Source organism: Nonomuraea sp. NPDC004702 (genome assembly GCF_053601695.1).
Genome location: NZ_JBSGCE010000029.1, coordinates 14,812 through 36,073, shown reverse-complemented (window position 1 = coordinate 36,073; position 21,262 = coordinate 14,812). Strand labels below are relative to the sequence as shown.

The 21,262-nt window shown below is 72.5% G+C and carries 20 protein-coding genes; 12 read left to right on the top strand and 8 right to left on the bottom strand.

What is annotated here, in order from left to right:
- Positions 1-245: 245 nt before the first annotated feature.
- On the top strand, positions 246-1,715 hold the full coding sequence (locus ACWEJ6_RS30740) for an alpha/beta fold hydrolase (protein ID WP_452428237.1): 1,470 nt from the start codon (positions 246-248) through the stop codon (positions 1,713-1,715).
- Positions 1,716-1,874: 159 nt separating this feature from the next.
- Here ACWEJ6_RS30740 and ACWEJ6_RS30735 read toward each other — a convergent pair whose 3' ends face one another.
- On the bottom strand, positions 1,875-2,441 hold the full coding sequence (locus ACWEJ6_RS30735; protein WP_452428235.1) for a histidine phosphatase family protein: 567 nt from the start codon (positions 2,439-2,441) through the stop codon (positions 1,875-1,877).
- Between the two features lie 428 nt (positions 2,442-2,869).
- On the opposite strand from ACWEJ6_RS30735, the gene ACWEJ6_RS30730 reads away from it, so the two are divergent.
- Both ACWEJ6_RS30730 and ACWEJ6_RS30725 read left to right on the top strand, forming a co-directional pair.
- On the top strand, positions 2,870-3,622 hold the full coding sequence (locus ACWEJ6_RS30730) for a peptidylprolyl isomerase (protein ID WP_452428233.1): 753 nt from the start codon (positions 2,870-2,872) through the stop codon (positions 3,620-3,622).
- A 173-nt stretch (positions 3,623-3,795) separates the two neighbouring features.
- Positions 3,796-4,551, top strand: a complete 756-nt coding sequence (locus ACWEJ6_RS30725; protein WP_452428231.1) for a PASTA domain-containing protein — start codon at positions 3,796-3,798, stop codon at positions 4,549-4,551.
- Positions 4,552-4,736: 185 nt separating this feature from the next.
- Here the strand turns inward: ACWEJ6_RS30725 and ACWEJ6_RS30720 are convergent, their stop codons facing one another.
- Both ACWEJ6_RS30720 and ACWEJ6_RS30715 read right to left on the bottom strand, forming a co-directional pair.
- The gene (locus ACWEJ6_RS30720) at positions 4,737-5,099 is read right to left on the bottom strand and encodes a DUF1622 domain-containing protein (protein ID WP_452428229.1); all 363 of its coding nucleotides are present in this window, start codon (positions 5,097-5,099) and stop codon (positions 4,737-4,739) included.
- Positions 5,100-5,931: 832 nt separating this feature from the next.
- Entirely contained in the window at positions 5,932-6,540 is a 609-nt protein-coding gene (locus ACWEJ6_RS30715; RefSeq protein WP_452428227.1) for a TetR/AcrR family transcriptional regulator, read from the bottom strand.
- Positions 6,541-6,834: 294 nt separating this feature from the next.
- On the opposite strand from ACWEJ6_RS30715, the gene ACWEJ6_RS30710 reads away from it, so the two are divergent.
- Complete coding sequence (locus tag ACWEJ6_RS30710; RefSeq protein WP_387670004.1) at positions 6,835-7,197, top strand: STAS domain-containing protein; 363 nt, start codon at positions 6,835-6,837, stop codon at positions 7,195-7,197.
- A 524-nt stretch (positions 7,198-7,721) separates the two neighbouring features.
- On the opposite strand, the gene ACWEJ6_RS30705 is transcribed toward ACWEJ6_RS30710, so the two are convergent.
- Complete coding sequence (locus tag ACWEJ6_RS30705) at positions 7,722-8,102, bottom strand: STAS domain-containing protein (protein ID WP_364334097.1); 381 nt, start codon at positions 8,100-8,102, stop codon at positions 7,722-7,724.
- A 342-nt stretch (positions 8,103-8,444) separates the two neighbouring features.
- On the opposite strand from ACWEJ6_RS30705, the gene ACWEJ6_RS30700 reads away from it, so the two are divergent.
- The 3 genes from ACWEJ6_RS30700 (at position 8,445) to ACWEJ6_RS30690 (ending at position 12,475) form a co-directional block, all read left to right on the top strand.
- Entirely contained in the window at positions 8,445-8,891 is a 447-nt protein-coding gene (locus tag ACWEJ6_RS30700) for an ATP-binding protein (RefSeq protein ID WP_452428224.1), read from the top strand.
- Positions 8,892-9,047: 156 nt separating this feature from the next.
- On the top strand, positions 9,048-10,010 hold the full coding sequence (locus ACWEJ6_RS30695) for an SDR family NAD(P)-dependent oxidoreductase (protein ID WP_452428222.1): 963 nt from the start codon (positions 9,048-9,050) through the stop codon (positions 10,008-10,010).
- A 77-nt stretch (positions 10,011-10,087) separates the two neighbouring features.
- Positions 10,088-12,475 carry a SpoIIE family protein phosphatase gene (locus tag ACWEJ6_RS30690; protein ID WP_452428220.1) on the top strand — a complete coding sequence of 796 codons (2,388 nt, stop codon included), beginning with the start codon at positions 10,088-10,090 and terminating at the stop codon, positions 12,473-12,475.
- Between the two features lie 134 nt (positions 12,476-12,609).
- Here ACWEJ6_RS30690 and ACWEJ6_RS30685 read toward each other — a convergent pair whose 3' ends face one another.
- Entirely contained in the window at positions 12,610-13,317 is a 708-nt protein-coding gene (locus tag ACWEJ6_RS30685) for an NADPH-dependent F420 reductase (protein ID WP_452428218.1), read from the bottom strand.
- A gap of 320 nt (positions 13,318-13,637) precedes the next feature.
- Here ACWEJ6_RS30685 and ACWEJ6_RS30680 point away from each other — a divergent pair, with 320 nt between their 5' ends.
- Positions 13,638-14,153: a carboxymuconolactone decarboxylase family protein gene (locus tag ACWEJ6_RS30680; protein WP_358293316.1), complete on the top strand. Its 516-nt coding sequence runs from the start codon at positions 13,638-13,640 to the stop codon at positions 14,151-14,153.
- A 24-nt stretch (positions 14,154-14,177) separates the two neighbouring features.
- Here ACWEJ6_RS30680 and ACWEJ6_RS30675 read toward each other — a convergent pair whose 3' ends face one another.
- Positions 14,178-14,570: a nuclear transport factor 2 family protein gene (locus ACWEJ6_RS30675; RefSeq protein WP_352330337.1), complete on the bottom strand. Its 393-nt coding sequence runs from the start codon at positions 14,568-14,570 to the stop codon at positions 14,178-14,180.
- A 139-nt stretch (positions 14,571-14,709) separates the two neighbouring features.
- Here ACWEJ6_RS30675 and ACWEJ6_RS30670 point away from each other — a divergent pair, with 139 nt between their 5' ends.
- On the top strand, positions 14,710-15,282 hold the full coding sequence (locus ACWEJ6_RS30670; RefSeq protein WP_387669993.1) for a carboxymuconolactone decarboxylase family protein: 573 nt from the start codon (positions 14,710-14,712) through the stop codon (positions 15,280-15,282).
- A complete protein-coding gene (locus ACWEJ6_RS30665) occupies positions 15,282-16,817 on the top strand; it encodes an NAD(P)-binding domain-containing protein (protein ID WP_452428215.1) in 1,536 nt (511 codons plus the stop codon). The genes ACWEJ6_RS30670 and ACWEJ6_RS30665 overlap by 1 nt, the downstream gene beginning before the upstream one ends.
- Positions 16,818-16,859: 42 nt before the next feature.
- Here ACWEJ6_RS30665 and ACWEJ6_RS30660 read toward each other — a convergent pair whose 3' ends face one another.
- A complete protein-coding gene (locus tag ACWEJ6_RS30660; protein ID WP_452428213.1) occupies positions 16,860-18,002 on the bottom strand; it encodes a carboxylate-amine ligase in 1,143 nt (380 codons plus the stop codon).
- Positions 18,003-18,187: 185 nt separating this feature from the next.
- Between ACWEJ6_RS30660 and ACWEJ6_RS30655 the strand changes: the two genes are divergently transcribed.
- Positions 18,188-19,444, top strand: coding sequence for a cytochrome P450 (locus ACWEJ6_RS30655; protein ID WP_452428211.1), 1,257 nt, complete (start codon positions 18,188-18,190; stop codon positions 19,442-19,444).
- Between the two features lie 25 nt (positions 19,445-19,469).
- On the opposite strand, the gene ACWEJ6_RS30650 is transcribed toward ACWEJ6_RS30655, so the two are convergent.
- The gene (locus ACWEJ6_RS30650; RefSeq protein WP_358293310.1) at positions 19,470-20,321 is read right to left on the bottom strand and encodes a DUF72 domain-containing protein; all 852 of its coding nucleotides are present in this window, start codon (positions 20,319-20,321) and stop codon (positions 19,470-19,472) included.
- Between the two features lie 78 nt (positions 20,322-20,399).
- Here ACWEJ6_RS30650 and ACWEJ6_RS30645 point away from each other — a divergent pair, with 78 nt between their 5' ends.
- On the top strand, positions 20,400-21,257 hold the full coding sequence (locus tag ACWEJ6_RS30645; RefSeq protein WP_452428209.1) for an NAD(+)/NADH kinase: 858 nt from the start codon (positions 20,400-20,402) through the stop codon (positions 21,255-21,257).
- Positions 21,258-21,262 lie beyond the last annotated feature (5 nt).

The window sequence follows — 21,262 nt, the reverse complement described above, 5'->3', positions numbered from 1 at the left end:
ACCGGCTGGACCACGGATCGTGCGTGGCACCGGCTGGACCATGGATCGTGCGTGGCACCGGCTGGACCATGGATCGTGCGTGGCACCGGCTGGACCATGGATCGTGCGTGGCACCGGCTGGACCACAGAGCGGGTGCGTGGCACCGGCCAGACCACGGTCTGACAACCCGTGGTAGGACTTCCCCGCTCCAAGATCAGACCCTGGTCCGACGCGCTCCCGACCCCCGCGCCGCAATCATGACCGCATGCCGAAACCCCTCGCCACGATCCTGGCCGCCCTGCTGGCGATCGCCGGCCAACCCGCCATGGCCACCGCCACCCCGAGCGCCGAGACCCGACCCGGCAGCGAGAGCCCAGCCCGTCCCTCCTCGGTCACCCCATCCGCCATGACCGCCGGAACCTCACTGACCTGGCAGCCCTGCCCCAACGACAAGATCGGCATGGAGTGCGCCGACCTCCAGGTCCCGGTCGACTGGCGCAAGCCCGACGACCGCAAGATCACACTGAAGCTGGGCAGGCTGAAAGCGACCGGCGCCTCCGAAGGGTCGGTCCTGGTCGCCTACGGCGGCCCGGGAGGCCCCGGCATCGCCACCACCGCAGCCGTCCCCGACTGGTGGGCCCGGCTGCGCGAGCGCATGGACATCGTCACCTGGGACACCCGCGGCTACGGCGAGCAGTTCGGCGGCCTGAGCACCGGCCTGGCGTGCGTCTGGACCCGCATCCCCATCCCGGAAGCCCCGCATGACGACGCCGGCTTCGGCCGCCTGTCCGACACCAACCGCGGCTTCGCCGAGGCATGCCGCCACCAAGACCCCCAACTGTTCGCCAACATGAGCTCCGCCGACCAGGCCAGAGACATGGAGGCGATCAGAAAGGCCCTGGGCGGCGCGAAGCTCAACTACTACGGCGCCTCCTACGCGGGCTTCTACGGCCAGGACTACGCCCGCCTCTTCCCCGACCAGATCCGCACGATGGTCCTCGACGGCACCTGGAACCACAGCCCCGCCGACTGGTCGCGCGAGCTGGAGGAGATGGCGAAGTCCAACGAGCAGTCCATGCGGCGCTTCTTCACCTGGTGCGCCACCCACGACTGCCAAGACATACCCGGCCTCTGGCACAAGCTGACCGAACGAGCCCGCCGCAAGCCCATCCCCACCACGACGGCCAACATGGCCTACAACGCCCGCGACCTGCAGTCCCTCGCCCTCTTCATGGCCCGCCAAGGAGCCCCCGCCTGGCCCGCCCTGGCACGCGCGATCCGCAAGGCGGCCGGGCAGGGCGACGCCTCCGACTTCGTCCCAGCCCGTGGGGCCCGCTACCCCGACCAGACCACCCCCGTCACCGAATGCCTCGACTGGCCGCGCGCCACGACCCTCAAGGAACTGGCCAGCACCGACGCCCGCCTCCGCAAGCTCGCCCCTCTCACCGGCACCGCCAACACGCTGGCCTCGGCGACCCTCACCTGCATCGGCTGGCCGGCCCCGGTCACCAACCCGCCCGCTCCCCTCCCGAAGGGCGTGCCTCCCGTCCTGGGAGCAGGTGCCTGGGGCGAGTCGGACGCGGTCGAACGTGCCCTGGCCGCCGTCCCCGGCAGCGTCACCATCCGCCACGACGGCCCCGGTCACACCCTCTACGGCTTCAACCCCTGCGCCCGCGACCTGATGAACCGCTACTTCACCGACCTGACCCTGCCGCCGCCGAACACCCAATGCTGACCACCTCGACCCCGCCGGTAGGCAGCCATCAGGGCGAACGGGAACGTCCTCGCCCCATGCTTCAGCCGGAGCGGTTCGGCTCCCGAGCCCGAGAAGCCCGAGCGCGAAGGGAAGGACCGAGTCCTGCTGGGCCAGTACGCCAGCCGCAGTCGGCGATCTTCAACTCGTCCGGACGGGGCTCTGCGGCGCCCGGTGGAACTCGATGCTCACGAACCGGCCGTCGTCAAAGCCGAGGCGTGCACCGTCGCAGTGCGCGAACGGCGTCCCCCAGGAGTCGTGTGAAGCGTCCGGAAAGCACGCCGCCAACGCCAGCTCGATCGCCCCTCCATGCCCGACCAGGAGCGCCGAGCAGCCCTCCGCGACGTCGCGGACCGTGTCCACCCAGATCGCTCGGTGGGTCTCGGCCACGGTCGCCGCCTCCCGACCCTCCCGGATGATCTCCGAGAGCCGCCGGTAGGGCTCGGTCCAGCCCCATTGCGCGTGCCGAGCGATCTCTCCCGGCACATAACCCGACGGCATCTCCATGGTGTCGTCGACGGCGAAACCCATCGCGACAGCGGTCTCGACGGCCCGAGGAGACGAACTGGTGACCACCCGCCCGTAGGGACCGACTCCGGAGCCGATGAAGCGGGCGAGGGCAATGCCGTCACCCGACAGGTGTGACCCACGGCCACGTGCCGCGCCCTTCTTGGTCAAGCTGTGTCGGCGCACGTCGAGCCAGCGCACTTGGCGTCCTCCTGCAACGGTGTTCCGGTGGGCAAGGGGGGGAGACGCGTGCGGCCACCGCGATCACCGAACGGTGTGCTGACAACCAAAGATCATGTGGCCGCAGGCCATAGCGTAGCCGCGCCCAGCCGAGCAAAGGACTGCGAAGATCCATCGGCGAAGGGCGAAGGGCGAAGGGCGAAGGGCGAAGGGCGAAGGGCGAAGGGCGAAGGGCGAAGGGCGAAGGGCGAAGGGCGAAGGGGAGGTGGTGAGGGGCGGCTGTCACGCGGACCTCGGCCCGGCCCCAGCGCGCCGACCAGCGGCGGACTCAGGCTGCCGCGGAAGTCGCACAAGGGGGCGCCGACCTCGTGCGGCCACGGTCTTGACTGGGCGGGTCAGATCGACTAGACCACAGGAAGCCCGGCGATCATCACGCAGTGGAGGACACGATGTCCGGCAGAGCGTTGGTACGACTCGCGGCCCGCGCCGCGTTATCCGCAGTCACGACGGGCGCGCTGGTCGCGGCCGCCGCGATGCCGGCCTCCGCGACGGCCCTGGAGCGGCCGCCGCGGACGACCAAGGGGCCGTGCGCGTACACCGAGACCCCCGACGACCCGGCCGTGCGCAAGGTTCCGCTGCCGCCGGACCCGCGCCACACCCCCACCCGTCCGGTCTCGGCGGTGCTCAGGACCAACCACGGCGACATCGGGCTCACCCTCGACCCGGCCAAGGCGCCGTGCACCGTGCAGAGCTTCGTGCACCTGATCCGTCATCGTTTCTACGACGTCACCTCGTGCCACCGGCTCACCGCGTACGACCGGCTGAAGGTGCTGCAGTGCGGCGACCCCAGCTTCACCGGCGAGGGCGGGCCCGGCTACCGGTACAAGGACGAACTGCCCACCGACCTGCCGCCGTGGCCCGGCGACCCGACGGGGGTGCGCAAGACGTACGCGCGGGGCGTGCTCGCCATGGCCAACGCCGGGCCCGACACCAACGGCAGCCAGTTCTTCCTCGTCTACGGTGACTCGGGCCTGGCGCCCAACTACACGGTCTTCGGCACGGTCGACGCCGCCGGGCTCGACGCGCTCGACCGGATCGCCGCGGGCGGTATCCAGCCGGAGCCCGACGGGCCCACGCCGCCCGTGGACGGCAAGCCCGTCCTGCCGGTCGACATCCGGGACGCCCGGGTCTGCCGGAAGTAGGCGTCACTCCCGCTCCAGCGCCGCCCCCGTCCCCGATGCCGGTGGAAGGGCTCCCGTCCCGCATGCCGGTGGAAGGGCTCCCGTCCCGCATGCCGGTGGAACGGGGGCGGCACGGTCTGGAACGCCCTCAGGGCGAGGGCTCCGACCGAGGAGCCGGGAGTAGGGAGAGACGCATGAACCTGACACGCGCGTTCGGCACGGTGGCGGGGCTGGCGCTGGCCGCCGCGGGGATGGTGGGGCTGAGCGGGCCCGCGTGGGCGGCGCTGCCCTTCGCCACCCCGACCACCTGTACGTTCCAGACGGTCAACACCGGGAACTACCTGACCGCGGTGGGCGGCGGGGGCCGTACGACCGATGTGATCCACAGCGACGCGACCGTGGCCCGCTCGTGGGAACGCTTCACCCTCGTGGACGCCGGTGACGGCGTGCACGTCGGCATCAGGACGCTGACCGGCAACTACCTGACCGCCGTGAACGGCGGCGGCCTGCAGACCGACGTCATCCACTCCAACGCCACGCTCCTGCAGGCGTGGGAGAAGTTCGCGCTGGTCCGCCAGGGCGGCGACGGCTTCGCGATCCAGACGGTCGACGGCCACTTCCTGACCGCCGTGGGCGGCGGCAACCGCACCACTGACGTGGTGCACAGCGACGCGACCCAGGTGCGGTCGTGGGAGCTGTTCCGGGTGCAGTGCAACCTCACCACCGTGCCCAACGTGCAGGGCTTCGACGACGGCAGCGCGCGGAACTCCATCACCGGTGCGGGTCTCACGGTCGGCGGGGTCACGTTCGACAACAACTGCGTCGACGTTCGCGGGACCGTGTTGTTCAGCAGCCCGGGGGCGGGGGCGACCGTGCCGCGCGGTTCGGCGGTGAACCTCAATGAGTCCAGCGGGGTGGATCGCAACGGGCGGCCCTGCATCTTCATATGACCCCGGCGGGCCGGCCGCCCGAGTTGGCGACCTCGCCTTCTCGGGCGGCCGGACGCCTTGAAGCGGATGGCTGCGTCGCTCCTAATCGGGCGTTTCCTTCGAGCGTGCGATTTCGAGCGAGGTGGTCCACTCCATGGATTCGCTGCGTTCGGGTGGGTGGCCGCGTTCGGCCGGGTCGGGCAGGTTCAGCCGGGGGCGTCGGTGCTGCGCCGTGGCTGCCAGGGCAGGCGGTTCTCCAGCTCGACCTCCAGCGAGAAGCTGAGGAAGGTCCGTACGAGCACGATGAGCGCGAGCACGCCGACGCTCACGAACGTCGGAGCCACCGCCACCGTACGGATGATGTCCCCGGCCACCAGGAATTCCAGCCCCAGCAGGATCGCTCGTCCGAGGCCCTGGCGGTAGGCGCGGTAGACGCCGTGCGGGGCCTCTCTTTCGCGTAGCCGCAGCACGAAGGACACGGTGGCCGTCAGCGCGCCCAGCACGATGATCGCCACGCCTGCGAGATCGACAGCCTGGCCGATCGCCTCCACGATCCGCGCGAAGTCCATGACCACCCTCTTTGCCCCGCCTTCAGCAAGGATCAGTGTCCCGCGCCCCGCGTACCGCCCCGACACGCCGCACCAGCCCCCCTCTTTGCCCGGCCACCGCACGGTGCCTCGCGTGGGGAGGGTGCGGGCTTTGGCCGGGAGTCATACGAGGCCAGACGGGGGAGCGGGAGGCCATTTCCCGGTCGGATGGTGGGCGAACGCGGGGCGGAAAGCCATGCGCCATCGGAGGGATGAGGGACGGGCTTGGGCTCCAGGTCATACACGAGAGGAACGGGGAGGGCCTGGGGGAGGTCATGCGCGGGAGGAACGAGGGAGGGCTGCGGGCCTCGGGCAGGAGGCCATGCGCGACCAGAGGGGAGAGCGCGCGGGCTTGGGGGCGGGGAGCCGTGCGCGATCGGAGGGCTTGAGGGGCGGGTTGGGGGAGCCGTGCGCGATCGGAGGGGATGAGGGGCGGGTTGGGGGAATCGTGCGCGATCGGAGGGGATGAGAGGCGGGGTCGGGGCGGGAAGCCGTGCGCGGCCGTAGGGGAACAGGGGCGGGCTTGGCGCGGGAGGCATCCGCGAGTGGGCGGGAAGGGGACGGGCCTGGGGGGCGTGCCTCAGGTGGGGCTTATGCGCCGCAAGCAGCCGGCCGAGCGGCGCGCCGAGCGGGCGGGCCTCGGACGGGGGCTCATGCGCGATCGGAGGGCAGAGGGGCAGGCCGGGGATGGGGAAGCGCGGTGCGGGCATGGCGGTGCAGCGTCCCGAGGCGGCAGGGGGCCTTGAGGTAGGAAGTTGGGCCGTCCAGGTGGTGGTCTGGACGGCGGGGGTCTTCGTGGAGGGAGGAGGGGAGGTCAGTTTGTGGGGTGAGGGGGGTTCGTGGGGAGGGAGTCGAGCCAGTGGGTCAGGCGGGTGCCCTGGCGGGTCATGATCTCCGGGTCGCGCAAGGCGTTGGCCAGCAGCGACATCCCCTGGTACGCCCCGACGAAGGTGAGCGCGAGATCGTCGGCGTCCGGCTGGCCGAGGTCGCGGAACTGGCGCTCCGACCAGTCGAGGAGCAGGCGTAGGACCCGGCCCGCCTCGACGTCGAGGCCGCCCTCCGCACGTTTGTCCAGCTCGGAGGCGAGCGTGCCGGTGGGGCAGCCGTACCGGGCGGCGATGTCCCGCTGGCTCACCCAGGCGTCCACCATGGCCTTGAGGCGGGTGCGCGGGTCGGGGAGCCGGTCGAGTTCGGCGGTGAGCTCGGCCAGGTGCCCGGCGTGCTCGGACAGCGCGGCCAGGACCAGTTCGTCCTTTGTCTTGAAGTAGTAGTACACGTTTCCCACGGGCACGCCGGCGGCCTCGGCGATGTCGGCGATGGTCGTCCGCTCGACGCCCTGCTCGTGCAGGACGCGGGCGGCGGCGGCCATCAGCCTGCGCCGCTTGTCGGCCCCCCGGGCCCGTGTCCTCGTTGAGTCAGTCACCCAACTTAGTATATGTCCAAGACGGCCGGGACGGGCGGTTCCACGTACTGAATGAGTCCGCGCGGCGCGGGGGCGGGCTGTGTGAGGACGCGGCGAAGCTGTCGGGAGGCGCACGATGTGAGGCGGCAGGCTGAAAGGCGGCCGCCCACGCTGTGGCGGCTGAGCCACATCGTGCTTACCTGGGTACGCGTGGAGGAGCAAGGCTGCCGCTGAGGGGTAGGGGCGGGCGATGTTCGATGTCGCCGCCGATGTGCCGGTTGCGGACAGCGGTGGCGCTGAGCTCTGGATCCCCTCATGACAGAGTTAGCGATCAACGTCCAACGTCTGCCGGGCTGCCATGTGGTGCATCTCGACGGCGACCTCGACCGCGTGACCCGCATGCCGCTGGCCCGTACGCTCGCGGAACTCCTGGAGGCGGAGCGTCCGAAGGTCGTGATCGATGTCACCGACCTGGCCTTCTGCGACTCGTGCGGCCTCTGGGCCCTCATCGTCGGCCAGCGGCAGGCCGAGCGGCGCGGCGGCAGCATCCGGCTGGTCGGGGTGCACGGGCCGCTGGCCCGCCTGCTGGACATCACCCGTCTGTCGCGCCTGTTCCCTTCGGACGACGGTCCGGCCGAGACCGCGAGCTGGGCCAAGCCGCGCGGCTGGCCGTCCTGACCCGCCGAGGGACGGTGAGGGCGGCGGAGGGCGGCGGCCACGGCCGCTCGGCAACGACATACGCGGGTCCGGGCCCAGTACGGCTCAGCCGGGCCGGGGGCGCGGCGAGGGCTTCAGACCAGGAGCCCGACGACGGCCCTTCAGGGCGGCGGGGATCGCGGCGGGCGCCAGGCCGGATGTGCCGGTGAAGGGTCATTGCACGGCGCCGGCCGACAGCGGGATCGGGAGGGGCCAGCACCACGGCCGCGAGGAGTTGGCAGCGCGGCCGGGAGGAATCAGCAGCATGGCCGGGGGCCGGCAGTGGGGTCGGAAAGTGCCGGCAGGGGGGTTGGAATGGGCCGGTAGCGGAGTCGGGCCCGGGCCCTGGGGGGTGCGGGCGAGGCCGGGCGGGGCAGGGGTCTGCGGGGCGCGGGCGAGGCCGGGCGAGGCCGGGCGAGGCCGGGCGAGGCCGGGCGGGGCAGGGGGCTGCGGGGCTCGGGCGGGCGGTGACGGGCGGGGGCCCCGAAGCGGGCCTGGGTGTCAGGTCAGGACGGTGGGGAGGGGGCCGGGTCCGGGCCGTGGGGATGTGACGCGTTGATCACCTGGTACAGCTGATCCTCCGGCCCCAGCCGCCAGCCGAGCAGTTCCAGCAGCTCGCGCACCGTCGACGAGGCGTTCTGGAGCACCAGCCTGCGCGGCGGCGGCAGGTCGGTGGCCGTGCTGATGATCAGCCGCAGCCCGCCGGCGTCGATGAAGGTAAGCTCGGACAGGTCCAGATGGACGTCGGTCTCGCCGATGCGTAACGCCCACGCCAGCGCTCGGGCCAGTGCGGGCCGTCCATGGTGGTCGATCTCGCCGCGTACGCGCAGGCCGAAGGGGTGCACCATGGGCAGCACATCGGCAGGGTCGCCGGTCTGGTCGGTCATTGAAATCACACCAATGCGGTCGTCTAGGGCAGAGCCGAGCCGCGCCACGTTCCCTAGCGAGGGAAGGTGCGGGCGCCCCTGACAGATCGCCGAAAACAAGAGGGCCCGGCGCGCCGCGCGTCCATACAGCGTCGGCACATCGGGCAGAGGGAGAAGCAGATGTCGGGCGATCAACCCTTTCCGCCAGGCATCGTCCAGGTCACCACGGCTTCGGCCGCCGGTGAACTGGACAGGTGCGCCCGTGGCGCGCCCGGCTCGGCTCGTTTACTCGGTCGCCTTACTCTCTGCCCTCGATCGAGCGCTTTACGCCGCCGTAACCCCCGTACACGGTAGGGGCAAGCCATGCAAGCACCCTTCCACCTGCGGTGCACCATCACCAACAATCTCGCGCTCACCCGCGATCTGGTGCGTGTCTACGCCACCCACGCGGGGCTGTCCGGCGCGCGGCTCGACCACCTGGTGCTCGCCGTCAACGAGGCCGCCGCGAACGTCCTGGAGCACGGTGGCGGTCACGGCACGGTGACGGCCTACACCGACGCCACTGTCCTCACGGTCGATGTCTGCGACCCGGCCGGACGCCTGCGGGCCGAGCATCTGGCCGACGCCCGGCTCACGCGTCCCTCGCCCTCGGCGCGGCGCCTCGGCCTGTGGCTGATCCATCGTCTGTGCGACGAGGTCGGCATCGACCATCCGCAAGGCGGCAGCAGGCTGCGGCTGCGTATGCGTCTGCCCCTCGCCACCCGCCTGCGTCCCTGGCAGGGCGGCGACTCCTCACCCGCGGCCAGCTAGCCACGGTGATCCGCCCGTCCGTCTCTGCTGTCGGACGGGTGGTGAGCCGTCCTGATGAGCGGTGAGCCGCCGGTGAGGACGCGGTGAGCCGGCCCCGCCACTGTTGACCTGTCTCCGCGACCGCGGAGCACAGGCCACACACGTAGGGAGCGGACAATGGGCATGCTGACCGGCAAGACGGCGCTGGTGACGGGCGGTTCCCGGGGCATCGGCCGGGCGGTGTCGCTGCGGCTGGCCGCCGAGGGCGCGCTGGTGGCCGTGCACTACGGCGGCGACGACGAGGCGGCCAAGCAGACCGTCGCCCTGATCGAGGAGCGCGGCGGCCGGGCGTTCGCCGTGCAGGCCCACTTCGGCGCGAAGCCCCAGCAGAGCGTCAAGGACGCGGAGGGTGCGGGAGGCGCGGAGGGCGCGGAAGGCGCGGAGGGCGCGGAAGGCGCGGGAGGCGCGGAGGGCGCGGGAGGCGCGGGAGGCGCGGGAGGCGCGGGAGGCGCGGAGGGCGTACATGGTGGAGTGGACGTCGTCAGTGCGGAGGGTGCGCAGGAGGGCAGGGGCGTTGAGGGGGCGGTGGAGCGGTTGTTCGAGGGGCTGGCCGACGGGTTGGCCGGGCGTGGCCTGGACATCCTGGTCAACAACGCCGGCATCGCCTCGACCGTCCCGATCGCGCACCTGACCCCGGCGGAGTTCGAGCGGGTGATGACGGTCAACGTCACCACTCCGTTCTTCGTGATCCAGCGCGCGCTGCCGCTGCTGAACGACGGCGGCCGCATCATCAACATGGGCTCGACCGCCAGCCGGTTCGCCGTCACCACGCAGATCGGCTACACGATCAGCAAGGCGGCGCTGGAGGCGATGGCCCCGACGCTCGCCAACGAGCTGGGACGGCGTGGCATCACCGTGAACACGGTCGCGCCCGGCGCCGTACGGACCGACATGACCGCGGGCTACACCTCGATCCCCGAGGTGGTGGCCGCGCTGGAGTCCATCACCGCGCTCGGCCGGCTCGGGGAGCCCGAGGACGTCGCCGACGTGGTCGGCTTCCTGGCCGGTCCGGCGGGCCGGTGGGTGACCGGGCAGACCATCGACGTCTCCGGTGGCACGTACCTCGGGCCGCTCGCCTGACGGCGACTTGGAACACTTTGCCCATCCATTACGGACCGTGCATATTCCCGTACGAGGAGCTTGCATAACCTGATTTCATGGGAGATGTCCCCCACAACCCGCCACCACCTCCCGGCCCGCCGGCCGGCGACGGCGGCTGGGCCCAAGACGGCGGGCCGGTCCACAACGGGGGCCCGGCCCACGACGAGGCGCGGGCCAACGCCGAGGAGCGGGCCCGTAAAGACGGGCAGGCCCGTAAAGACGGGCAGGCCCGTAAAGAGGAGCGGGCCTGTAACCACGAGCGGGCCCGTAACGAGGGGCAGGCCCGTGACGAGGGGCGGGCCTCCGACGAAGAGCGCACCCGCAACGAAGGACGGCTCCACGACGAGGCGCAGGCGCACGACGGTGGCTCGGCGGGCGATGCGCACGTCGACAGGCTGCTGCTCGGCGCGGCCACCAGCACGCAGGCGCACGTGTGCGTGCTCTTCGTCCTGGCCGAGGACGGGCGCGTGCTGATGATGGACGCCGAGTCGGGGCTCCCCGAGCCCTTCTCGCGCTCGTGGGTCCTGATCAGGTCCACCGACCAGTCGCCGGTCGCGGTGGCGGTTCGGCAGCGGCGGCTGGTGTGGGTGCCCGACCGGGAGGCCATGGCCCGCGAGTTCCCGCTCGTGGCGCTCGCCTTCCCGTACGGGTTCGCGCTGGCAGTCGCGCCCCTGGTCGACCGCGACGGCGAGGTGCGCGGGGCCATGATGCTGCTCTGGCCGCCCGCCCCGGCCCACCGTCCCACCCCGCACCAGCTCGACGTCCTGACCGCCACCTGCGCCGACCTGGCGGAGATCGTCCCGAGGGGGAACCGGCCGGTGCCGCCGGGGCACCAGCCGCGCGTGCTGACCAGGGAGCCGCCCGGCGGCGAGGACCTGCTGACCTGCCTCAACCGGCTGCCCGAGGGCTACTGCATGCTCGACGTCGAGGGGCGGCTCACCCTGGTCACCGCCCCCGCCGAGGAGCTGCTGCAGGCCGAGGCGGGCGAGCTGACCGGCAAGCGCCCCTGGGACGCCCTGCCCTGGCTGGGCGAGCCCGCCTACGAGGACCGCTACCGCGCCGCGGTGGTCAGCCAGGAGGTCACCTACTTCACCACCCGGAACCCGGGCGGCCAGTGGCTGGCCTTCCACCTCTATCCGGGCCTGGCCGGCGTCACCATGCGGGTCACGCCGAGCACGATGGCCCGCGACCCGCGTCCGGTCATGCCCGACCAGCTCGTCGCCGCCGACCGGCCGCCGCGCCTCGTCGCGCTGCACGAGATGCTGCACCTGGCCACCACCCTGGCGCGGGCCGTCACCGCCCAGGAGGTGATCAACCTGGTCGCCGACCACGTGATGCCCGCCTACCACGTGCAGGCCCTGGCCATCCTCACCTCCAGGGGCGGGCGCATGCAGGTGGCCGCCTCGCGCGGGTACAGCGAGAAGGCGATCGAGGAGTACGACGGCCAGCCCCTGCTGCACCTGTCGCCCGGCCACCCGCTGGCCGCCGGCGCACCGGCCTTCTTCGGCACCTGGGCCGAGCTGCGCGCGACGTACCCGGAGGCGATCAGGTCGGACGACATGTCGGCCTGGGCGTTCCTGCCGCTGACGGCCGGCGGGCGGACGGCCGGCATGTGCATCCTGGCCTACGACCGTCCTCACCGCTTCACCACCGACGAGCGGGCCAGCCTGACGGCCCTGAGCGGGCTCATCGCCCAGGCGTTCGAGCGCGCCCGCCTCTACGACGTCAAGCACCAGTTCGCCCAGTCGCTGCAGTCGAGCCTGCTGCCGCGCACCCTGCCCGGCATCCCGGGGCTGGAGGTGGTCGCCCGCTACCTGCCCGCCACGCCCGGCATGGACATCGGCGGCGACTTCTACGACCTGATCCGGCTGGAGGAGAAGGTGGCCGCCGCCGTCATCGGCGACGTCCAGGGGCACGACGTCACCGCCGCCGCGCTGATGGGCCAGGTGCGTACGGCCATCCACGCCCACGCGAGCGCGGGCGCCAACCCCGGCGAGGTGCTCGCGCACACCAACCGCCTGCTCAACGAGCTGGCCCCGGACCGGTTCACCAGCTGCCTGTACATCAGCGTCGACCTGGGGCGGAGCATGGCGTGCGTGGCCAGCGCGGGCCACCTGCCGGCGCTGCTGCGCCGGCCCGGCGAGCCCGCCCAGGTGGTGGAGTCCGCCCCCGGGCTGCTGCTCGGCATCGAACCCGGCACCGAGTACGCCACCACCCAGCTCGCGCTGCCGCCCGGCTCGGTGCTGGCCCTCTACACCGACGGGCTCATCGAGGTCCCGGGGCACGACCTCGGCGAGGCCATCGGCGGCCTGGCCGCCGGGTTCGCGCCGGCGCCGGACCAGCCGCTCACCGACGTGGCTGAGGACATGATCGCGGCCGCGGCGGCCGTCGAGCACCGCGCCGACGACATCGCCATGCTGCTCCTCCGCACCGGCCCGGCCTGAGCAGCGCCGACCGGCCCTGAGCAGCGCCGACCGGCCCTGAGCATCGCCTGCCGAGCCTGAGCAGCGCCGACCGAGCCTGAGCAGCGCCGACCGGGCCTGGGCAGCGCTGACCGGGGGCAGGTGTCCCGGTCGGGTCAGGCGCGCCACTCCGGTGTGCGTTCCTGGCGGGCCTGGGCCAGGGCCTCCCTGACGCCCTCGGCGTCCTTGTCGGTGGTGTAGACGGGGCTGCCGGGCTGCTGCCGCCACGACTCGTCGAGCCCGCCGGCGTCCACGGGGTCGAAGCCGAGCGCATCCACCAGACCCATCACGATCTTCTTGCCGCGCTCGTCGTCGGCGGCCACGGGCAGGGCGATGCGCCCGGGGGTGCCGGAGGGGCGGCCGCCGTGGGCGAGGTGGTCGGCGAAGATGTTGTTGAACGCCTTCACCACCGGATGGCCGAGCTGCTGCTCGACCCACCGGCTCTCCGGCATCCCGGCCTCGATCTCGTCGATCCGGCCGTCGCGCTGGGGGTAGTAGTTGCCGGTGTCCACGACGGTCAGGCCGCCGGTGACGTCGTCGAACAGGCCGTCGGGCAGCTCGGGCACCTTGCCCTGGGGGATCGTGACCACGACCAGGTCGGCTCCCTGGGGCGCCTCCTCGACGGTCACCGGGGTCGCGCCGGTCTCGGTGGCCAGGCCGGTGAGCGTCTGGGGGCCCCGGGAGTTGGCCACCGCCACCTCGTGCCCCAGCTCGGTCAGGCGCCGGGTGAGCGTGCCGCCGATGTTCCCCGCGCCGATGATGCCGATCTTCATGCTCCGCCCCCGGTTGTGCGCCTCAGCTACTGCTCGCCAGAATATCGTCACAATGCGTTATCGCTGGTCGGAGGCCGTGTCGGCGCGCCGGACGGCACCCGAACCCGATTCCGGGCGGATGGTTCCAGCGGCGCCGCTGGCATCAAGTGGTCACCGGCACGCAACTTCCTGGTCGTTCCGCGGCGGAATCTGCGCGCGCCGAACCCGCACACTGGAACCCATAGGCAGGCAAACGGACGTTGGAGGACCGAATGGGAAATTCAGCATTACGTTCCGTCTCGCACGACGCTGGGCGGCGTGAATTCGTTAATCACGCGGGCGGGACGCGTCCGCATATCCAGCTGGTGTCCGACGAGCCGGGGATTCGGGGGTTGTTCCGTTACCGTCCCGAGGCGGCCGAACCGCTGACCCTGCTCTCCGAGGTGCTGCTGTGCGGGGACAGTCCGCTGACCCGGGGCGAGCGCGAGCTGATCGCGGCGTACGTGTCGTCGCTCAACCGGTGCCGGTTCTGCTTCCACACCCACGCGGCCTTCGCGGCCGTTCGCGTGCCGGACGGCATGACGCTGGTCGACGAGACCTGCGCCGACCCGGCGGCGGCCCCTCTCTCCGGCAAGCTCAAGGCCCTGCTGGGCATCGCCGGGGCGGTGCAGCGCGGCGGACGGGAGGTCACCGACGAGCACGTGCGCGCGGCCAGGGCCGAGGGCGCCACGGACCTGGAGATCCACGACACGGTGCTGATCGCGGCGGCCTTCTGCATGTACAACCGGTACGTGGACGGCCTGGCCACACTGGCCACCGACGACCCCGGCCACTACGCCGACAGGGCCCGTCTGACCAGCGGATACGTGAAGGTGTGGAACGACGAGGCGCTGGACGAGGCCGGCTGAGCGGCCCCGTCCACCGGGGCGTGATCAGCCGAAGAACTCGTCCACCGAATAGGGGTCGAGCGGGAAGCTCCAGCGCTCGCTGATCTTCCCGTCGGTGATCCGGAACAACTGCATGCCGCGGTCGTCGAGCGAGCGGCCGTCGCGCTCACCGCGGATGCGCAGGACGGCGGCGACCTGGTCGCCGCCGACGAGGTAGGACTCCGGCTCCAGGCGCAGCGTGCCGGTGGTGGACTTCAGCAGCTCGGCCAGGTAGCCGAGCACGGCTTCCTTGCCGGAGTAGTCGCGGGCCATCGGTCCGCGGCCGGGGACGTGGAAGATCACGTCGTCGGCGAGCAGCCGGCGAAGGTCCTCCAGGTCGCCCTTGGCAATGGCGTCGTAGGTGTTGCCGGCAACGGTGATGTGGGGATGCTCATCCATGACGACCGCCAGTCACAAACGGGGTTTAGGTGGCGTCCGTGACATTACGCGCGTCAGTTGCAGGAGACAAGAAGGAGGCACAATTAACGAGATCTTGCGCAATTTGCCAGAGTGTGCAGACTAGGAGAAAACCGCATCGATGGGAGCTTGCGTGCCCCATATTGCCCTCGATTCCGATGAACCTGGAATCCGCGGACTTTTCCAGTTCAGCCCAGAGACGGCCGCCCCGATGAACGCGCTGGCCGAGGTCCTCCTGCGTGGCGACAGCACACTGAGCCGCGGCGAGCGGGAGCTGATCGCGGCCTACGTGTCAGGGCTCAACGAGTGCCGGTTCTGCACGGCCTCGCACGCCGCGTTCGCCGCCGCCCAGCTCCCGGAGGGGATGACGCTGGTCGACCAGGTCCGCGCCGACCCCGCCACGGCGCCCGTCACGCCCAAGCTCCGCGCCCTGCTCGCCATCGCCGCCGCCGTGCAGCGGAGCGGCAGGGACGTCACCGACAAGCTGGTGGCCGCGGCCAGGGCGGAGGGGGCCACCGACAAGGAACTGCACCACACCGTGCTGATCGCGGCCGCGTTCTGCATGTTCAACCGGTACGTCGACGGCCTGGGCACCTTCGCCCCCGACGACCCCGCCGGGTACGACCTGGCCGCGCAGCGCATCCTGACGCACGGCTACACGACCGTCCCACCGGCGGCGGGACAGCAGGACTGATGGACGCGGAACACCACCGGTTCGTGATCATCGGCGCCGGACCCGGCGGGCTGCAGCTCAGCTACTTCCTGCAGCGCGCCGGGGCCGACTACGTCACCCTGGAACGCGAGGACGCGCCCGGCGGCTTCTTCCGCAGCTACCCGCGCCACCGCCGGCTCATCTCGCTGAACAAGGTGCACACCGGCGAGAAGGAGCGCGAGATCCAGCTCCGCTGGGACTGGAACTCCCTGCTCAACGACGAGCCCGACCTGATGTTCCCGAACTACTCGCGCGAGTACTTTCCGCACGCCGACGACCTGGTCCGCTACCTGGCCGACTTCCAGCGCGTCCACGGGCTGCGGGTGCGGTACTCGACGGCCGTCGAGCGCGTCGAGAAGGACGGCGCGGGCTTCGTCGTCCACACCGGTGACCAGGTCCTCCGCGCCGACTGCCTGATCGTCGCCACCGGCTGGGGCGGCCCACACATCCCCGACATCCCGGGCATCGAGCTGGCCACCGGCTACGAGGACGTCCCCGTCAACGGCGAGGACTTCGCCGACCAGCGCGTCCTGGTCATCGGCAAGGGCAACTCGGCGTTCGAGACCGCCCAGGCGCTGCTCCCGTACGCCGCGGTCATCCACCTGGCCAGCCCCAGCCCCGTCCGCCTGGCCTGGACGAGCAAGCACCCCGGCCACGTCCGCGGCCAGTACGGCGCCTTCCTGGACAGCTACTGGTTCAAGACCCTGCACGGCGTCCTGGAGTGCACCGTCGACCGCCTCTGGCGCGAGGGCGGCGGGATCAGGGCCGCGATCACGTACACGCTGGCCGACGGCGAGCAGGCGCTGCTCGACTACGACGCCGTCCTGCGCTGCACCGGCTTCACCATGGACACCGGCCTGTTCGGCGACTCCTGCCGGCCCGCGCTGACCCCCGGCGGCCGGATGCCGGCGATCCGCCCCGACTTCCAGTCGGCCGACGTCGAGGGCCTGTACTTCGCCGGCACCCTCATGCAGGCCCGCGACTTCAAACGGGCCTCCTCGGCGTTCATCGACGGCTTCCGCTACAACCTGCGCTCGCTGACCGCCCTGCTGCTCGAACGCTACGAGGGCCGGCCGCTGCCCGTGCGCGAGCTGCCCGCCGACGCCGACGTGCTCACCGGGTCGATGCTCGACCGGGTCAACCACAGCTCGGCGCTGTGGACCCAGTTCGAGTACCTGTCCGACGCGTACGTGCTCGGCCCGGACGGCGTCGTGCGGCACTACGAGGACCTGCCGGAGGACTACGCCCGCGAGCGCTTCGCCGCCGCCGGGCTGTGCCTCACGCTGACCCTGCGCTGGGGGCCGCGCGACCGGGCCGACGTGTTCGCCATCCAGCGCCACCCCACGCCCGAGCGGGCCGACGAGTGCGCCTTCCTGCATCCCGTCGTCCGGGTCTGGCGGCACGGCGAGCCGGTCGCCGAGCAGCACCTCCTGGAGGACCTCCAGGCCCGCTGGCGCGATCCCGTGCGCCACGTCGAGCCGCTGCGCGCGTTCCTGGCCGACCGGCTTCACCCGTAGGAGGAGCCGACCGGCTTCACCCGTAGGAGGAGCCGGCCGGCTTCAGTCGTGGGCGGAGAAGCGGGCCACGAGATCGTCGACCACGTCGGCGAGCGCCCCGCGCCGGGCGTGCGCGGCCCGCTGGCGCTCGGCGCCGCCGCCGTTCTCGCGCAGCAGCCGCCACCCCTCCTCGGCCGCCTCCAGGTCGCCGGCCGCGGCCAGCGCGGGCCCGGCGTGCTCCAGCAGCCGCGTCACCAGCTCGGCGACCGGCCGCGCCGCCCCCGTGAACGGATCGACGCCGGACCCGCCCAGCCCGTCCCTGGCGGCCCGCCAGTAGGCCACCCGCAGCAGCTCGGCGGGCACCTCGGGGCCCGGATCGCCGTCCCGCACCCGGTGCAGCGACGTCGTGACCAGCGCCCGCACCACCAGCGCGAGGAACACCGACTCACGCGTGGAGGCGGGCACGTCGGCCACCCGCACCTCCACCGTGGGCAGCCGGGCCGACGGGCGCACGTCCCAGAACAGCGTCCCGGGGTCGACCAGCGCGCCGCTGTCGGTCAGCGCCACGACCGTGCGCTCGAAGTGCTCCAGCGACCCGAAGTACGGCGGCGGCCCGGCCACCGGCCACTTGCCCCAGGCCAGCACCCGCCAGCCCGCGTAGCCGGTGTCGCGGCCGGCCCAGAAGGGCGAGTTGGCCATGAGCGCGAGCAGCACCGGCAGCCACGGGCGCACGTGGTTGCAGACCAGCACGGCCTGCTCCCGGTCGGGCACGTGGATGTGCACGTGACCGGCGCAGATGGCCTGCTCGTCGTGCAGGGCTCGGTAGTTGTCGATGCCGACGCCGTACCGGGGATGCTCGGTGATCGGCGGCGGGACGACGTCGCCGATCACCGGCGTGCCGGAGGCGACCACGGCCAGCCCCTCGGCGCGCGCGGCGGCGGCCACGACCTCGCGCATCCGCCGCAGCTCCGCCTCCAGCTCGGCCCGGCTCGCGCAGGGCGCCGTCTTGGCCTCCACCTGGAACTGCGTGATCTCCGTGCAGACCCGGTCGCCCAGCCCGGCCGCGGCGCGCCCGACGACGGCCGCCGCCCCGGGGGCCACGGCGCGGGTGGCCGGATCGACGACCAGGTACTCCTCCTCGACGCCCATCAGGCGGGCGGTCACGCCGCCGGAGGACTGCCGTAACGACTCGGCGGTAGCCGTCATGTGCGCTCCACTCCACTGCTCGACTCGACTGCGGGGACACCGCGGGGACGCCGCGGGGACGCCGCGGGGACGCTGCCATCCGATCTTGCCCTGCCGGTGGCCGCCGCAGGGCCGAATGGCGCACACGCCCCGGGGGAATGGCTCTCCTGGCCGCATCACCCCCGCATCCACAGGAGGGCCCGCCCGTGACCGCGACCATGTCCGTGGAGGAGGCCGGGCACGTGTTCGCCACGCCCGCCGCGTACGCCGACGAGACCCGGCTGCACGAGGCCCTGGCGCTGCTGCGCCGCGAGTCCCCGGTGCACCGTGTGGAGGTGCCGGGCTACAACCCCTTCTGGGCCGTCACCCGGCACGCTGACCTGCTGGAGATCGAGCGGAACAACGGCCTGTGGCTGAGCGCGCCGCGCCCGGTGCTGCGGAGCGCGGAGATCGACGCCCGGCTGGCCGAGCAGCGGGCCCGCGGCACCGGCCTGAAGACGCTCGTCCACATGGACGACCCCGAGCACCGCGTCGTGCGCGCCGTCGCCGCCGACTGGTTCCGGCCCAGGGCGATGCGCGCCCTGGAGGTACGCGTCCGCGACCTGGCCCGGCGCTACGTCGACCGGATGAGCGCCCACGGCGGCTCCTGCGACTTCGCCCGGCAGGTCGCCGTGCACTACCCGCTCTACGTCGTCCTGTCGCTGCTGGGTCTGCCCGAGTCGGACTTCCCGCGCATGCTGCGGCTCACCCAGGAGCTGTTCGGCCAGGACGACAGCGACAACCGGCGCGGCGGCACCGCCCAGGACCACACCGCCGTGCTGGCCGACCTGCTGGACTACTTCCGCGAGCTGACCGCCGCGCGCCGGGCCAGGCCCACCGGCGACCTCGCCTCGGAGATCGCCAACGCCCGGGTGGACGGCCGCCCGCTGAGCGACCTGGACGCCGCCTCCTACTACGTCATCATCGCCACCGCCGGGCACGACACCACCAGCTCCACCATCGCCGGCGGCCTGGAGGCGCTCATCCGGCATCCCGGCGAGCTGCGGCGGCTGCGCCGGGACCCCGGGCTGCTGCCGCTGGCGGCCGAGGAGATGATCCGGTGGGTCAGCCCGGTGAAGGAGTTCATGCGCACCGCCGCCGCCGACACCGCCGTACGCGGCACGCCGGTCAGGCGGGGGGAGTCGGTGCTGCTGTCGTACCCGTCGGCCAACCGGGACGAGGAGGTGTTCGCCGAGCCGTTCCGCTTCGACGCCGGCCGCGACCCCAACCGGCACCTGGCCTTCGGCTCCGGCGTGCACTTCTGCCTCGGGGCCGCGCTGGCCCGGATGGAGATCCGGGCGCTGTTCGCCGAGCTGCTGCCCCGGCTGGAGAGCGTGGAGTTCGACGGCGAGCCCGCCTGGGTGGCCACCACCTTCGTGGGCGGGATCAAGCACCTGCCGATCCGCTACACGCTGCGCGCGTGAGGCCGCCCGCGCAGCCGGCGGGCGGTCAGAACAGCGTGGGGGGCTCGGCGGGCATCGGCTCGGGCAGCGGGCGCAGCTCCGGCACCCGGGCGCGCACCTCGTCGTGGAAGCGGCGGGCGAGCATCGGCGCGTCGGCGTTGTCGGGCGTGTGGACGAACACGGTGGGGGAGCGGCCCTCGCGCAGCCACCCGGCGACCGTGTCCACCCACTCCCGCCAGCCCTCGACCGTGGCCTCGACGGAGTCGCGGCCCAGGTAGCGGACGATCGGATGGCCGGTGAGCGCGCGGGTGCGGCGCGGCACGCGCGGCTTCTTCGTCCACGCGTCGCGTTCGGCGTCGCTGGTCGGCGGGGTGCGGAACAGCGTCACCGTGTCGAACGGCACCCATTCGGCGCCGGCGGCGGCCAGCACCCGTTCGAGCTGCCCGGCCTGGCGGGCGTCGTCGAAGAAGGCGCGGTGGCGGACCTCCACGGCGTAGCGGTGGGAGCGGGGCAGGCGGTGCAGGAAGGCCGCCAGCGTGCCGAGGTCGGCGGGGCCGAAACCGGGCGGTAACTGCACCCACAGGGCGTGCGCGCGCGGCCCGAGCGGCTCGATGGCGTCGAGGAAGGCGTGCAGCTCCTGCTCGGCGCCGGTCAGCCGGTGGTGGTGGGTGATGGCCTTGGGCAGCTTGACCACGAAGCGGAAGTCGGGGTCGAGCTGCCGGGCCCACGACTCCACCGTGGCGCGGGCGGGGGTGGCGTAGAACGTGGTGTTGCCCTCGACCGCGTCGCACCAGGTGGCGTAGGCGCGCAGGCGCTCGCCCGGCGGGAGCGGATGGGGCAGGAAACGTCCGTTCCACGGTGTGTGCGTCCACATCGCGCATCCCACATGAAGCCGCATGCCTCCGACGTTAGCGGAGCCGCCGGGTGCCCGGGGCCGCCGCGGATGTCCGGGTACGCCACCGTTTAGGCTGGTCGCATGGGCATGGTCGGGACGGTCGGGCTGGTGCTGCATCCCCAGCGCGACTCCAAGAAGGCGATCGACACGATCCTGCGCTGGGCCGCGGACAAGGGGGCCACCGTCCTCGGGCTGCCCGAGGAGGTCGGGCGCATCGACTGCAGCGCGGTGCCGGTCGACGCGGTCGCCCTGGTCGAGCGGGCCGACCTGCTGGTGGGGCTCGGCGGCGACGGCACGATGTTGCGGACCATGCGGCTGCTGGCCGGCCGGCCCACGCCCATCCTGGGGGTGAACCTGGGCAAGCTCGGCTTCCTGGCCGAGATCGACGTGGACGAGCTGGCCGGCACGCTGTCGGCCATCGACCGCCACGAGTACACGATCGAGCCGCGGATGGCGATCAGGAGCGTGGTCGCGGGGGTCGCGGTGACCGCGTTCAACGACATCGCGCTGGTCCGCATCCCCGGCGAGGGGCTGGCCGGGGTGTCGGTCACCCCGTCGGGCAGCCCGTTCGTGAGCCTGTCCGCGGACGCCGTGATCGTGGCCACCTCCACCGGCTCCACCGCCTACAGCTTCTCGGCCGGGGGGCCGATCGTCTCGCCCCGCGTGGAGGCCGTTCTCGTGGTGCCCGCCGCCGCCCACTCCTCCTTCAATCGGGCCCTGGTGCTGCCCGCCGACGAGGAGGTGACGCTGGAGGTGCTGCCCACCAGCGGCAGGCTCGCCGTCGAGGTGGACGGACGGGTGGTCGGCCACCTGTGCCCCGGCGACACCGTCACGGTCACGGCCTGGCCGGGGGCGGCGAAGGTGGTCCGCGTCGGCACCACCTTCTACGAACGCGCCCGCCGCAAGCTGCGGGTGGACGGCAGCGCCGAGGTCGGCTGACCCCG

Coding starts and splice junctions, on each gene's coding strand:
- ACWEJ6_RS30740 (WP_452428237.1), top strand. CDS start 246: ATGCCGAAACCCCTCGCCACGATCCTGGCCGCCCTGCTGGCGATCGCC.
- ACWEJ6_RS30730 (WP_452428233.1), top strand. CDS start 2,870: ATGTCCGGCAGAGCGTTGGTACGACTCGCGGCCCGCGCCGCGTTATCC.
- ACWEJ6_RS30725 (WP_452428231.1), top strand. CDS start 3,796: ATGAACCTGACACGCGCGTTCGGCACGGTGGCGGGGCTGGCGCTGGCC.
- ACWEJ6_RS30720 (WP_452428229.1), bottom strand. CDS start 5,099: ATGGACTTCGCGCGGATCGTGGAGGCGATCGGCCAGGCTGTCGATCTC.
- ACWEJ6_RS30710 (WP_387670004.1), top strand. CDS start 6,835: ATGACAGAGTTAGCGATCAACGTCCAACGTCTGCCGGGCTGCCATGTG.
- ACWEJ6_RS30705 (WP_364334097.1), bottom strand. CDS start 8,102: ATGACCGACCAGACCGGCGACCCTGCCGATGTGCTGCCCATGGTGCAC.
- ACWEJ6_RS30700 (WP_452428224.1), top strand. CDS start 8,445: ATGCAAGCACCCTTCCACCTGCGGTGCACCATCACCAACAATCTCGCG.
- ACWEJ6_RS30695 (WP_452428222.1), top strand. CDS start 9,048: ATGGGCATGCTGACCGGCAAGACGGCGCTGGTGACGGGCGGTTCCCGG.
- ACWEJ6_RS30690 (WP_452428220.1), top strand. CDS start 10,088: ATGGGAGATGTCCCCCACAACCCGCCACCACCTCCCGGCCCGCCGGCC.
- ACWEJ6_RS30675 (WP_352330337.1), bottom strand. CDS start 14,570: ATGGATGAGCATCCCCACATCACCGTTGCCGGCAACACCTACGACGCC.
- ACWEJ6_RS30670 (WP_387669993.1), top strand. CDS start 14,710: ATGGGAGCTTGCGTGCCCCATATTGCCCTCGATTCCGATGAACCTGGA.
- ACWEJ6_RS30665 (WP_452428215.1), top strand. CDS start 15,282: ATGGACGCGGAACACCACCGGTTCGTGATCATCGGCGCCGGACCCGGC.
- ACWEJ6_RS30660 (WP_452428213.1), bottom strand. CDS start 18,002: ATGACGGCTACCGCCGAGTCGTTACGGCAGTCCTCCGGCGGCGTGACC.
- ACWEJ6_RS30650 (WP_358293310.1), bottom strand. CDS start 20,321: ATGCGGCTTCATGTGGGATGCGCGATGTGGACGCACACACCGTGGAAC.
- ACWEJ6_RS30645 (WP_452428209.1), top strand. CDS start 20,400: ATGGGCATGGTCGGGACGGTCGGGCTGGTGCTGCATCCCCAGCGCGAC.